The 13,840-nt window shown below is 62.3% G+C and carries 11 protein-coding genes; all 11 read right to left on the bottom strand.

Annotation, left to right across the window (positions count from 1 at the left end; translation table 11 throughout):
- Window positions 1-9: 9 nt before the first annotated feature.
- The 11 genes from G7Y31_RS06205 to carB all read right to left on the bottom strand — a co-directional run bounded on the left by G7Y31_RS06205 (window position 10) and on the right by carB (window position 13,822).
- On the bottom strand, window positions 10-1,587 hold the full coding sequence (locus G7Y31_RS06205; RefSeq protein WP_165008192.1) for an RsmB/NOP family class I SAM-dependent RNA methyltransferase: 1,578 nt from the start codon (window positions 1,585-1,587) through the stop codon (window positions 10-12).
- Window positions 1,584-2,555, bottom strand: coding sequence for a methionyl-tRNA formyltransferase (fmt, locus tag G7Y31_RS06210; protein WP_165008194.1), 972 nt, complete (start codon window positions 2,553-2,555; stop codon window positions 1,584-1,586). The genes G7Y31_RS06205 and fmt overlap by 4 nt, the downstream gene beginning before the upstream one ends.
- Before the next feature lie 84 nt (window positions 2,556-2,639).
- Window positions 2,640-3,158, bottom strand: a complete 519-nt coding sequence (gene def, locus G7Y31_RS06215; RefSeq protein WP_206215015.1) for a peptide deformylase — start codon at window positions 3,156-3,158, stop codon at window positions 2,640-2,642.
- A gap of 86 nt (window positions 3,159-3,244) precedes the next feature.
- Entirely contained in the window at window positions 3,245-5,308 is a 2,064-nt protein-coding gene (locus tag G7Y31_RS06220) for a primosomal protein N' (protein ID WP_165008198.1), read from the bottom strand.
- A 37-nt stretch (window positions 5,309-5,345) separates the two neighbouring features.
- Entirely contained in the window at window positions 5,346-6,575 is a 1,230-nt protein-coding gene (gene metK / locus G7Y31_RS06225) for a methionine adenosyltransferase (RefSeq protein WP_235923038.1), read from the bottom strand.
- A gap of 94 nt (window positions 6,576-6,669) precedes the next feature.
- Window positions 6,670-7,908: a bifunctional phosphopantothenoylcysteine decarboxylase/phosphopantothenate--cysteine ligase CoaBC gene (coaBC, locus tag G7Y31_RS06230; RefSeq protein ID WP_165008308.1), complete on the bottom strand. Its 1,239-nt coding sequence runs from the start codon at window positions 7,906-7,908 to the stop codon at window positions 6,670-6,672.
- A gap of 218 nt (window positions 7,909-8,126) precedes the next feature.
- On the bottom strand, window positions 8,127-8,420 hold the full coding sequence (gene rpoZ, locus G7Y31_RS06235; RefSeq protein ID WP_165008201.1) for a DNA-directed RNA polymerase subunit omega: 294 nt from the start codon (window positions 8,418-8,420) through the stop codon (window positions 8,127-8,129).
- Between the two features lie 79 nt (window positions 8,421-8,499).
- Window positions 8,500-9,069: a guanylate kinase gene (gene gmk, locus G7Y31_RS06240; RefSeq protein WP_165008203.1), complete on the bottom strand. Its 570-nt coding sequence runs from the start codon at window positions 9,067-9,069 to the stop codon at window positions 8,500-8,502.
- A 10-nt stretch (window positions 9,070-9,079) separates the two neighbouring features.
- On the bottom strand, window positions 9,080-9,400 hold the full coding sequence (mihF, locus tag G7Y31_RS06245; RefSeq protein WP_165008205.1) for an integration host factor, actinobacterial type: 321 nt from the start codon (window positions 9,398-9,400) through the stop codon (window positions 9,080-9,082).
- A 254-nt stretch (window positions 9,401-9,654) separates the two neighbouring features.
- Window positions 9,655-10,503, bottom strand: coding sequence for an orotidine-5'-phosphate decarboxylase (pyrF, locus tag G7Y31_RS06250; RefSeq protein ID WP_165008207.1), 849 nt, complete (start codon window positions 10,501-10,503; stop codon window positions 9,655-9,657).
- Entirely contained in the window at window positions 10,487-13,822 is a 3,336-nt protein-coding gene (gene carB / locus G7Y31_RS06255) for a carbamoyl-phosphate synthase large subunit (protein WP_165008209.1), read from the bottom strand. Before carB ends, pyrF begins: the two co-directional genes overlap by 17 nt.
- Between the last annotated feature and the right edge of the window lie 18 nt (window positions 13,823-13,840).

Here is a 13,840-nt window from a genome sequence, read left to right on the forward strand (position 1 = left end):
GCCACTACTCTACGCGGCGGCTACCGGCTTGCGCAGCAGTGCAAAAAACATCGCGTCCGTGCCGTGGCGGTGCGGCCACATCTGCACCGAGGGATGGTTGCCCACATCACCCATATCGGGGATAAGACCGCGGGCATCGGCCTCGACGGCGCCTAGCTCCCGGGTTGCCCAATCCACCACTTGGCGGGTCTCACGCTCATCGGGGGAACACGTGGAGTACACAATGACCCCGCCGGGGCGCACCAACTCCCAGGCACTGGCTAATAATTCACGCTGCAGCTGTGCCAAGGGGGCAATATCTGCCTCACTTTTGCGCCAGCGAGCCTCCGGGCGGCGCCGCAAGGCACCCAGGCCTGAACACGGGGCATCGACCAGAATGCGGTCATATCCTGCTTCCAAGCCGGGCGCACGGCCATCGGCAACGTGCACCGTTACCGGCAAAGAATCGGTCACATCGCGCACCAGCTTGGCTCGGTGGGGCGATACCTCCACAGCATCCACCTGCGCACCTTCAATGCGCGCCAAGGCACCGAGCAGCGCCGCTTTACCGCCGGGCCCGGCACACAGGTCGAGCCACCGGCCTGAGTCCTCACCCTCGACTGCGGCCTCAGCAACCGCTCGCGCGATAAGCTGCGATCCCTCATCTTGCACCCCGGCCAGCTTCTCTTGCACGGGCTCCAGCTTGCCGGGGTCCCCGTGCTCCATGTAGACCGCATATGGCGAATAACGGCCTACCTCATTACCGGTGATCAGCGCCAATTCTTCTGCCGAAATCTCCCCCGGCCTAGCCACCAGGTGCACCAAGGGCCGCTCCGAGTCGGCAGCCAGGGCTTCCGGCAGCTCTGCCAACCCCAGCACGCGCGCAAAGGATTGCGCAATCCACGCCGGATGCGCATGCTGGAAGGCCAGCGCCGGAATCTCCCCTTGCGGCGCCAGGATCTCTAGCCACCGCTTAGCCGGTGTGCGGGTCAGGGAACGCATGACGGCATTGGCAAAACCCTTAGCCCGCTCTTGCCCAGCAGCCTCTACCAAACGCACCGTGGTATCTACCGCAGCGTGCGGCTCCACCCGGGTATAGAGCACCTGATACGCCCCCAGTCGCAACGCGGCCAGGACCTCCACCGTGAGCTGCCCCAGTGGCCGCGAGGAACACCGCTCAATGGCGGCATCCAGCACTCCCTGCGTGCGCAACGTCCCGTAGGTGACTTCCGTAGCAAAAGCGGCATCCCGCCCGTCCAATCCCGCAGCCTTCAAAGCCTTGGGCAGCACCAGGTTGGCGTATGCACCGTCTTCTTCGACCCGCAGCAAGGTCGAAAAAGCCACTGCGCGCGGGGCGTCCACGCCAGCGTTGCGGGCCGCCTGCACCAGGGAGTGCTTTCCTGAGCCCTGTTTCCCTGCGCCATGCTTGTTGCTACCCTGCTTGTTACCCCCCTGCTTGTTGCCTTGCTTGCCGATGCCCTGCCTACCGCCACCGCGCTTGGCGCCTTGCTGTGGGCCCCGCTGCTGGGGTTGGCGCTGCACCTGCTGCTGAGACTGTGCTCCTGCTTGCTGCGCCCCACGGGAACGGGAACGAAAACCACCGGTCATGCGAACGTCACCTCATCATCTTGTACTGCACCGCGCGCCCAATCCGCGGCCAGCATCATCTTCTTTCCAGGGGGCTGAATCTGTCCTAACTCTACGGGCAGATCGCCGGTACCTAGAAACACTGCCTGTTTGGTAGTCAACAGCTGCCCCGGCTGCAAAGCGTGTAGGGCTGCCGCCTGCGGGTGGGCGCTAAGAGTCGCGGCGCTAAGAGGCTGCACCGGCCCCACCTTCACCCGGTTATTATCCCACGTAGTCCACGCCCCGGGGGCCGGGGTGTGTGCCCGGATATGGCGGTCAATGTCCCCAGCTTTCTGGGTCCAGTCAATGCGCGCATCCTCCGGGAGAATCTTCGGCGCATAGGTGGCCTCGCCTTCTTGGGGAACCGGGTTAGCCGTGCCCGCCCCCAAAGCATCCATGGTCTCTACCAGCAGGTTAGCCCCGGCATACGCTAGGCGTTCTAAGAGGGCATCAGCAGTATCCTGCTTGCCGATGTCCATGCGCAGGCTCCGCAGCACCTCACCGGTATCCAGGCCCTTATCGATCCGGAAGGTCGTGGCCCCGGTGTATTCATCTCCCGCCGCAATCGCGGCCTGGACCGGCGCGGCCCCCCTCCAGCGCGGAAGCAGAGAAAAGTGCAGATTCACCCAGCCGTGGGTAGGTACCGCGAGCAGATCCGCACTAATTAAATTGCCATAGGCCACCACTGGAATGGCCTCGGGAGCAAGCTCGGCCAGGCGGGTGCGCAGGGACTGGCCGTCAGGGGTATCGGTACCCAAGGTGCTCGGAGTCAGCACCTCAATCCCCTGTTTGAGCGCGACCTCCTTGACCGGGCTGGGGTGCAGGCTTCTGCCCCGACCCCGGCGGGCATCCGGGCGGGTAATGACCGCAACGACCTCATGCTCAGAAGCAATCAACGCCTCCAAGGCTGGAACGGCTGGCTCGGGGGTTCCGGCAAATACTATGCGCACGTTATCCTCTCCGTCTTTATGTGTTCAGGCTGATATTCTGCAGGCTCACCGTGGGCAGGCCCAGGAGCTTATAGCGAATACAGTCTAGGCATCTGCAACGCTAAACCACGGCGCTTGGTGCACCTTAGCCATGGCTAGCTTGCGCTCTGGGGCAGCAAGACGCTGTAGGAAGAGCACGCCATCGAGATGATCGGTCTCATGCTGGACACAGCGCGCCATCAGACCAGAGACCACCAGCCCCACCGGACGGCCACACTCGTCCTGGCCCCGCACACTAACCTGGTGGAAGCGCGGGGTGGACGCGGAAATGCCCGGAATGGATAGGCAGCCCTCCGTGCCTTGCACAATCTGTTCACCCACGGGTTTCCAGACGGGGTTGACTAAAACCCCGCGCATTCCAGGATTGACGTGGGAGCAGTCATAGACAAAAATTCGCTTGGCTATCCCGATCTGATTTGCGGCCAGGCCCACGCCGCCGGCGTGCTCCATGGTTTCGAGCATGTCGCGCGCCAGCAACTGAAGGGAGGAGTCGAACACGGTGATGGCTTGCGCCGTAGTGCTCAGGATGGGATCCCCAAAGAGGCGGATGTCGCGAATAGTCATGCCGTAGTTCTCCTTTTTCACCAGCGTGCAGCAGTGTATGCAGTAGTCCACTCTAAACCATGGCCTGGACATCACCGTCTGCGGCTCTAACCGAAGTGCAGCGGATCCACCTGGATCCGCAGCGGCAGATCTTCCTTGTTGATGCTGCGCTGGGCCTGGGCGGTACGCAATGCCAGCCCCAACGCTGCCCGTGGCCCTGGAGGGGTGCGCACAATAACGCGCTGGGGTGGCCCAAATTGCTGCACATCATAATCGCCCGGCAGGGGATTGCCCGGCGGAAGGGGAACGGGACCGAGGACCTCGGCGGAATCGGCAAGCTCGAAACGGGAGAGGAAGGAATCCACCGCAGCCGCTGCCCCATCGATGGCTGCCACCGGCACAGCCGGAGGGAAGCGCAGCTCCCGTCGCGAGGCCAGCTCCCGGGCGGCCGCCCCTGCGAAGTTCCAATTGCACAGCTCTTGGACCACCGGCAGTCCCGGCTCCGCGGCAATAATCACCTCCCCACCCTCGGAGCGCGGGGCAACCAGGGTGGCCACCCGCGCCCAACTCGCCAGGGCTTCTTCTGTGGCCCGCAAATCTTGCCGGCCCAACACCGCACCGGTATCCATAATCAACGCAGCGCCGTACAACCCTGCGGATACCTGCGGCTCCGCACCTGGTGTCGCAATGACCAGCGCCGGCTCAGCGGCCACCGTGTCTACCACCCGATTGCCCCCGGAGACAACCACCGCGGTACGCGCAAACGCGCGCCCCAATTCCTCCGCTGTGGCTTGGACACCCAGCACCAGCGCGCGAATCCGCGGCGAGCCACACGCGCTACAGCGGTGGGCGGGTGCCAGCTGTCCACACCAGCGACACGCGGGGACCTGTGCGGAAGCCGCCGAAGCCGCCGATGCCGCCCGTGCCGTCACAGGGGCATCGTCCGGGGCTTCCACAGGCAGGCCCAAAGGCCCATTGCAGGCCCGGCAACGCGCAGGCGTACGGCACTTCCCACACGCCAACAGGGGCATATACCCCGCACGTGGGACCGAAACCAGCACTGGTTCCCCGCGGCCTAACGCAGCGCTGAGCGCATGATAGGCCGGGCCCTGCAGACTGGTGGTGCCGCCGCGCTCACGCGCCACAGACACCCCATACTCCCCCACCGCCGTGATACCCGGGCAGGTACGCTGCAATGTCTCCACCGTAGGCAGCAGGTTATGCGCCCAACCGGACTCCACCAGCAGCTGAGTCTCTGCGGTGCGGGAATGGCCCACAATAAGCACGGATGCCCCCTCCTGCGCCGCGCGGGTGGTCAAGACCTCCCGCGCGTGCACGTAGGGCTTGGTGTTATCCACCAGGGAAGAATCGCCATCATCATAGATGGCCACCAGGCGCAGGTTTTGTACCGGCGCATAGGCCGCGGAGCGGGTGCCAATGACTATGCGCGCCTGGCCCTGCAGCGCCATCAAGTAACGGCGATAGCGTGCTTGTGGGCCCAGCGAATTGGTCAAAGTCGTAATCTGCTTGGCGCCCACCACGGTGCGCAGTTGGGCCTCAAGGCGGTCCACATCGCGCTGATCAGGCACCACGATAACCACCCCACCGCCGTCAATGGCCACCTTGGCCGCGAGCGCGGCCAACGCTTCCATCCACTGCTTGCCCGCAGCCACCTGCCAGGCGGCGCGAGCAACGGTGCCGGATAAGACGGCATCGACAAAGGAGGCGCCATGCTGGTAGTCCTGCCACCCACTCAAGTCTGGCTCGGTAGCAGTTCCCAAGTCTTCCCAGGCAGTACCAAAGTCAGCTTCCTCCGCCTTGGCGTGACGCGGCGGGATGGCCGCACGGATGATGTCCGCGCGGGTACCGGCATAGCGAGCTGAAAGCGACTCCACTAGCTGCGAGAGTGCCGGCGGGTAGACAACAAAAGGTGAAACCACGCGCTCAATAAAGCGCAGATCGCCAGAAAAGTCGGAACGGTCAAGGCGCTGGAGCACGATGGCGTCCTGCAGCTGACCGTTAAAACGAATGCGCACCCGCACCCCAGGCACCGCCGCTTCGCTGTCCTCCTGGGAAACCAGGTAGTCAAAGCCCCTGTCCAGGTGTGCAATGCGCAACAAAGGCAACACCCGCGCGACCGGGGTGGTGGCGGCGGGTGTTCGTGGTGGCATAGCGCCCTATTGTAGCGGGCGGGACGGAGAGGGGAATCTATGCATCAAGACCAGCAGCGGAGCGCAGAGCTTCCGCCCGTGCGGTGGACTCCCACGGCAGATCTACGTCCGTGCGGCCAAAGTGGCCATAGGCGGCGGTTGCCCGGTAGATAGGACGCAGCAAATCCAGCTCCCGGATAATAGCTGCTGGGCGCAGGTCAAACACCTCCTCGACTGCGGCCTGAATCTGGCGGTCACTTAAGCCCTCACGAGCCGTACCGAAGGTCTCCACGTACAAGCCCACCGGCTTTGCGCGCCCAATAGCGTAGGCAACCTGCACCTCAGCGCGGTGCGCCAAGCCTGCTGCCACAATGTTCTTCGCCACCCAGCGCATAGCATAAGCCGCAGAACGGTCCACCTTGCTCGGATCCTTGCCAGAAAACGCACCACCACCATGGCGGGCCATACCGCCATAGGTGTCCACGATGATCTTGCGGCCCGTCAAGCCGGCATCTCCCATGGGACCACCCAGGATAAAGGAACCGGAAGGGTTAACCAGCAGCGCGGTGTCCTGGTCGTAGAAACGCTCCAGCCCGGCATCGGCAATCACCCACTCCACCACATGCTGGCGCAGCTGTTGGCCCAGCCATTCTTGGGTAACGTCCGGATCATGCTGCGTAGAAATCACGATGGTATCGATACGCACCGGGTTATCATCATCGTCATAAGCGAAAGTGACCTGGGTCTTGCCGTCCGGGCGCAACGCGGGCACAATGCCGTCCTTGCGCACCTGCGTTAAGCGGCGCGCCAGCCGGTGCGCGGTAGAAATAGGCAACGGCATAAACTCCGGGGTTTCATCCGTGGCATAACCAAACATCAGGCCTTGATCCCCAGCGCCGTTTTGATCCTCAGCGTCGACCTGGCCGGAGCGGGCCTCCGTGGAGGCGTCCACACCAGCGCCGATTTCTGGCGATTGCTCCCCAATAGCGACATTAACCCCGCAGGTAGTGCCGTCAAAGCCCACATCGGAGCTACGGAAGCCGATGTCCACCAGGGTCTTACGGACCAGCTGCGGGATCTCAACATAGCCACTGGTGCGCACCTCCCCCACCACGTGGACCTGGCCGGTGGTAACCAGAGTCTCCACCGCCACGCGGGCACCCGGGTCTACCTCTAAGAGCGCATCCAGGATGGTGTCTGAGATTGCGTCGCATATCTTATCTGGGTGGCCTTCGGTGACCGACTCAGAAGTAAACAAACGAGTAGCGAGCTGCGCGTTGTCCGGCACGGATATAACTTCCTTCATTAACGAGAACTGGGCCCCACTAGGCACGGTGTAAGTACGCACCCATATTAGACCAAGCGGTCTAGTTAGGCAATAACTAGTCTGTCTTGTCTGCACGCCGCTGGGCTATCTCCCGGTCAATAGCGCTGAGAATGTGCGCCGCCACCAGCAGCTTCGAGCCAGAAGGAACCTCTTGCGGCGTGCCGTGAGCACTGAGAATCCAGCCTGCGTTGTCTTCCTTGCCAAAGACTTGGCCCCCACTGACGTCATTGGCCATGAGCAAGTCCACACCCTTACGGGCAAACTTAACCTGGGCGTGTGCCAGGGCGCTGTGGGACTCATCCCCGGTCTCAGCAGCAAAGCCTACGATAACGGTAGCGGCTGCAAGCGCGCCCTCCGCGCGGCGTTGGGTCAGGCCCCGCAGAATATCCGGATTCTCCACCAGGTGGAGCACCGAGAGATCCGTGTCCGCTGCGCCTTTCTTCAGTTTGGATTGCGCCACGTTGGCTGGCCGGTAGTCTGCCACGGCGGCGGCCATGATGATGACGTCGGCATCGCCAGCCTCTGCCTCCATTGCCTCCTGCAACTCCCGCGTGGAAGACACCCGCACAATCTGCGCCCCCGCCGGGGTGGGCAAGGCGTCCACGGCACCAGCTACCACAGTGACCTGAGCACCGCGCTGGGCGGCCATTTCTGCCAGCGCGAAGCCCTGTCGGCCCGAAGAACGATTGCCAATGAAGCGCACCGGGTCAATAGCCTCTTGCGTGCCCCCGGCGGAGACAACCACCTTCCGGCCCTGCCAGTCGTGAGTAAAATTCGCCCCGGCCATCGCCGCGCGGGCAAACTGCGCAATCTGTTCCGGCTCCAATAGCCGGCCTGGGCCGGTATCCTTACCGGTCAGGCGACCATGCGCGGGCTCTAGCACCACAATGCCGCGGCTGCGCAGCGTAGCCACATTGGCCTGGGTGGCTGGGTTGAGCCACATTTCGGTATGCATGGCCGGGGCCACAATCACGGGACAGGTGGCTACCAAAACGGTGGCCGTCAGCAAATCGTCTGCACGGCCTGCTGCCAAACGCGCAATCAGGTCCGCGGTGGCGGGGGCAATCACCACGGCATCAGCCTGCTGGCCCACCTGCACATGCCGCACCTCATCAACCGCATCAAAGACTGTGGTGGACACGGGGTTTCCCGACAAGGCCTCGAAGGTAGCTGCGCCAACAAAGCGCAGTGCAGACTCCGTGGGAACTACGCGGACGTTATCACCATGCTCGGTGAAATTGCGCACCAAGTGACAGGCCTTGTATGCAGCGATGCCCCCGCCAACACCGACCACGATGTTGCTCGGCTGCGGCTGGGGCTTTGAAGGTTGGGGCGTTGAAGGCTGAGGCTTTGAACTTTGGGGCTTTGAAGGCTGGGAGTTGGAAAGCTGGGTGCTTGAAGAGGAATCAGCAGAAGTCACGCCCTCGATAATACGGGACAGCAAACGCCGGACCGACAATACGAGACAACCCCGCACCCAAAACGGATGCGGGGTTGTGTGAATGCGGGGGTCTACTTGCCTTCCTCGTGGTCAAGCAGACCAGCCTGGATTTCGCGCAGGGCGATAGACAGCGGCTTCTCCCCGGCCTCTGGAGTCACCAGCGGGCCAACGAACTCGAAGACGCCCTCGTCCTGCTCCTGGTAGTAGCTGTTGATCTGGCGTGCGCGCTTGGCGGCAAAGATCACCAGGGCGTACTTAGAAGAGACCTTCTCAAGCAGCTCATCGATGGGCGGAGCGGTAATGCCTACCGGCGGATCAAAAACCGGTTCCACCTTCAGCTCTGGATTTGCGGTCACGTTAGTCACATGCACCTTTTCGTTGATGTTGAATAGATTCTTCTCAAGGACGCCACAGCCCTACAAGGCCATTAGCCCTGCCGGAGCGTTAGCCCCGGAGGATGGCGCTGATGGCGGCCACGGCGGCGTCTAGGTCCTCGTTGACCACCACGGTGTCAAACTCATCTTGCGACGCGAGCTCGTGACGGGCAGTCTCTAGCCGACGCTCAATGACCTCCGGGCTTTCCGTCCCGCGTCCCGTCAGGCGCTCCACGAGCACCTCCCATGACGGCGGAGCCAGGAAAACCGTGTGCGCTTCCGGCAAGGCTTGCTTAACGTTGCGGGCGCCCACCAAGTCCACCTCGATAAGGACCGGACGACCCGCAGCCGCAGCATCCGCCACCGGCTGGGCCGGAGTACCGGAGCGCTGCAAGCCGCCGTGAATATCTGCCCATTCCAGCATTCGGCCACCATCAATGCTGGCCTGGAACTCCTCCGGAGAAACGAAGAAGTAATCCACGCCGTCTTTTTCACCCGGACGCGGAGCCCGCGTGGTCATGGAAACACTGAAGTACAGCTGGTCTACATCCTCACGCAAGCGGGAGACTACAGAGGACTTTCCTACACCGGCAGGGCCTGCCAAAACAACAAGCTGACCGGGAGTGATGGCGCCTGACATGCCGCGCGCTTTAGGCGTCGAAGCCGAAGCGCTCCAGCAGAGCGCGACGCTGGCGGTCACCCAGGCCACGCAGGCGGCGGGTGGAGGCAATGTCCAGATCGTCCATAATCTCCTTAGCCTTGACCTTGCCCACCTTCGGCAGAGCCTCCAGAAGTGCAGAGACCTTGGTCTTGCCGATGATCTCATCGGTCTCAGCCTTAGCCAGAACTTCCTTGAGGTCGGTCTCGCCGCGCTTCAGCGCGGCCTTGAGCTCTGCACGTGCCTTGCGAGCCTCAGCAGCCTTTGCCAGGGCTTCCTTGCGCTGCTCGTCGGTCAACTTGGGAAGTGCCACGTCGGTTTCCTCCGAAATAGTTAGTAGTTTGTGGTTAAAGTGCACGGTTTACGCGCCATTCTCCAAGCCCAGGGGTAATTACACCCCTGTCGCTTGGCAGACTGCTGGCAATCCTAGCACTCGTAGAATAATGACGCCGAAGTCCACGCCGAAATAATTGTTTATTTCAGCACGTCATCGCGTTGCAGTTCATAAAATACCAGCTGAGAAGGACAATCCTAAATCACCACCCCTCAGCCGGTTAAAACCAGCGCCTAGCTGCCAAATTCCTCCGCTTGCGCACGGACTGCATCCCGCAAAGCCTGCACGTCAGGGCCCTGCGAAAGAATGGAGCGCGAGACGTTGGCAAAGCCCAGCTCGGGGGCATGTGCCGTAATTCTTTTCACATCGGCCGCGCTCGCACCTTGGGCGCCCACACCAGGCAGTAACACCGGACCGTTCAGCTGCTCTAGCTGCGGCGGCTCCGCCACCGTAGCGCCAACCACCACGCCCACGTTGCCAGGCTGGGGCGCGTGGACGGCATTGCGCTGCGCACACTCGTCGACCACCGCCTGGCATACTAAGCGGCCATCTGCTCCACGGCTGAACTGCACCTCGCGGGCCTCGGGATTTGAGGTTGCCGCCAGCACAAACACGCCGGCCTGGTGGGCTTGCGCCTGCGCAAAGACAGCATCCAAGGCACCAACCCCGAGGTATGGGGAGACGGTGACAGCGTCCGCACATAGCGTAGACGCGGGATCTAGCCACGCAGTGGCATAACCGGCCATGGTGGAGCCAATGTCCCCACGCTTGGCATCCGCCAGCGTCAAACACCCAGCGTCCCGCAAGTCTGCTAAAGCCCGCTCCAACACCGCAAAACCGCGGGAACCAAAGCGTTCAAAGAATGCCACCTGGGGCTTAACCAGCGCTGCGTCCTGCGCGAAAGCCTCCACGCAGATCGCCGTGAAGCGCTCTAGGCCGGTAACATCGTCGCCCAAGCCCCAGGCCTTGAGTAGGTGGGCATGCGGGTCGATGCCCACGCACAGCCGACCGCGCTGCCGCCCGGCGTTCGCCAAGCGCTGCCCAAAGGTGGGCAGGCCAACTGCACTACTTTTGGGGGCCATGTTCCAGCTCCTGAAGTGCGCGCACGCTCAGCTCACCGGCAATCTGTGCCTCAATGCCCTGGACCGCCGCGGTAACACCCTGCACGGTGGTCACCGCAGGGATCTCCGCCGTCACGGCTGCCGCGCGGATGTCATAACCATCGCTGCGAGAACCTGAAGACCCAGCCGGGGTGTTAAGAATGATGTCAATCTTGCCGCCGAGGATTTGATCCACAATCGACTCCTGGCCCTCTTTGGCCTCAGACACCTTGAGGGCCACCTCGCAGTCCACGCCATTGCGGCGCAGCATCTGCGCGGTGCCAGCGGTGGCCACAATCTTGAAGCCCATGGTGGCCAAACGCTGGATGGGAAGAATCAGCGCTCGTTTATCATGGTTGGCTACGGAGACAAACACGGTGCCTTCCGTGGGGAAGGCGCCAAAGGCGGCGGCCTCTGCCTTCGAGTAGGCCGCACCAAAGTTGCTGGCCAGCCCCATGACTTCACCAGTGGACTTCATCTCCGGAGAGAGTAGCGTATCTAGCAGCGAACCATCGGGGCGCCGGAAGCGGTTAAACGGCAGCACGGCCTCCTTGACCGCAATGGGGTGCTCCAGCGGCAGGGAGCCACCGTCATAGTCATCCGGCAGCATACCCTCCGCAACCAGCTCCTTGATAGATGCACCTAGCATCACGCGAGCTGCCGCCTTCGCCAACGGCACCCCAGTGGCCTTGGAGACAAAGGGCACGGTGCGAGAGGCGCGCGGGTTGGCCTCGATGACGTAGAGCGTGTCATCCTTCAGCGCATACTGCACGTTCATCAAGCCGCGCACGCCGATGCCCTCTGCCAGCTTGCGGGTAGACTCCCGGACTTTCTCAATGTCTTGCGGACCCAGCGTCATCGGCGGCAGGGCGCACGCCGAGTCACCGGAGTGGATACCGGCCTCCTCGATGTGCTCCATCACGCCAGCCAGGTAGACGTCCTCCCCATCGCACAGTGCATCCACGTCAATTTCGATGGCCGAGTCCAAGAAGCGGTCCACCAACACCGGATGGTCTGGAGACAGCTCAGTGGCGCGCTCGATGTAGTCCTCGAGTGCGGGCTCATCGTAGACGATCTCCATGCCACGCCCACCCAACACATACGAAGGACGCACCAACACCGGGTAGCCGATAGACTGGGCGACCTCGCGGGCCTCTGCAAAGCTGGTGGCCGTACCAAATGCGGGAGCCGGAAGTTGGGCGGAGCCCAGGACCTTGCCAAACTCGCCGCGGTCTTCTGCCAAGTTAATGGCATCTGCGGTAGTACCCACCACCGGAACTCCGGCCTCCGTGAGCTTTTCTGCCAATCCCAGCGGCGTTTGGCCACCCAACTGGACCACAACTCCAGCCACCGTGCCGGATTGGGATTCCGCGTGGTAGACCTCCATGACGTCTTCAAAAGTCAGCGGCTCAAAGTAGAGGCGATCAGCGGTGTCATAGTCCGTAGAGACCGTCTCCGGGTTGCAGTTGACCATGACGGTTTCATATCCCACCCGGGAAAGCTCCAGCGCAGCGTGTACACAGGAGTAATCAAACTCAATGCCCTGGCCAATGCGGTTGGGGCCAGAGCCCAAGATAATGACTTTGTCCCTCTCCCGTTGCGGGGCAACCTCAGACTCCGCATCCGGATCCAGCTCATAAGCCGAATAGTGGTACGGGGTCTGGGCCTCGAACTCGCCAGCACAGGTATCCACCGTTTTAAATACCGGGCGGATTCCCAGGGACCAACGCAGGCGGCGTACCCCGTCCTCCCCCGCAAGCTCAGGACGCAGGGCGGCAATCTGGGCATCGGAAAGCCCCAGGTACTTTGCCTCGCGCAGGAGGGCCTCATCAAGGACTGGGGCGGCAACCAAACGCTCACGGAAAGCAACCAAGGCCTCGACCTCGGCCAAGAACCAGGGGTCAATCTTGGAGTGCTCGTAGACCTCCTCCACGCTCGCACCCAGACGCAAAGCTAACTCAACGTCATACATGCGGCCTTCGGTGGGGCGCTCCAGGTCCGCCAGCACCGCAGCCACGTCACCGGCGCGCTCTCCAGCGAAGTAGTCGTCCGGGCGCGTCCAGAACCCAGTCTGCTTGGTCTCCAAAGACCGCATGACCTTGTTCAGGCCTGCAATGTAATTGCGCCCAATACCCATGGCCTCGCCCACGGACTTCATGGTGGTGGTCAGCGTGTCATCCGAACCCGGAAACTTCTCAAACGCAAAGCGCGGCGCCTTAACAATGACGTAGTCCAGAGTCGGCTCAAACGCGGCCGGGGTCACCCCGGTGATATCGTTGCGGACCTCATCCAAGGTGTAGCCAATGGCCAGCTTGGCAGCCAGCTTAGCAATGGGGAAACCGGTGGCCTTGGAGGCCAGTGCAGAAGAACGCGAAACACGCGGGTTCATCTCAATGACGATAATTCGGCCATCATCCGGATTCACAGCGAACTGGATATTGCAGCCGCCGGTGTCCACGCCGACCTCGCGGATAATCGCAATACCCAGGTCCCGCAGACGCTGGAACTCCCGGTCCGTTAAGGTCAAAGCCGGTGCCACCGTCACGGAGTCGCCCGTGTGCACGCCCAAGGCGTCGACGTTTTCAATGGAGGCAATGACCACCACATTGTCATCACCGTCGCGCATGAGCTCGAGTTCGAATTCCTTCCACCCCAGGATGGATTCCTCGATGAGCACATTGGCCTCCGGGCTCGCTGCCAAACCGCCGCCGGCGATGCGCTCCAGGTCCTCTTCATTAAAGGCCAGACCCGAGCCCAAGCCGCCCATGGTGAAGGAAGGCCGTACCACTACCGGCAGCCCAAGCTCGGCTACCGTTTCGCGGACTTCCTCCATGCTGTAGCACACCGCGGAGCGGGCAGACTCGCCGCCCACCTTCTCTACAATGTCCTTGAACTTCTGGCGGTCCTCACCGCGCTCGATAGCGTCAATATCAGCACCGATGAGCTCGATGTTGTACTTATCCAAAATGCCCGCCCGGTCCAAGGCGATGGCAGCGTTAAGCGCCGTTTGGCCGCCCAGGGTGGCCAGCACTGCGTCGATGGGGTGGCCTTCTGCAATCTCCTTCTGGAAGATCTTTTCAATGAACTCTGGCTCGATGGGCTCCACATAGGTGTGGTCTGCGAATTCGGGGTCCGTCATGATGGTTGCCGGGTTGGAGTTCACCAACGTCACCCGCAGACCCTCCGCCTTGAGCACGCGGCAAGCCTGGGTTCCGGAGTAATCAAACTCGCAGGCCTGGCCGATAACAATGGGTCCGGAACCGATAACCAGTACGTGATTTATGTCGTTGCGCTTTGGCATTGTCCTTATTTCCTTTGG

It is taken from the genome of Corynebacterium lizhenjunii, assembly GCF_011038655.2.
Lineage (GTDB): Bacteria > Actinomycetota > Actinomycetes > Mycobacteriales > Mycobacteriaceae > Corynebacterium > Corynebacterium lizhenjunii.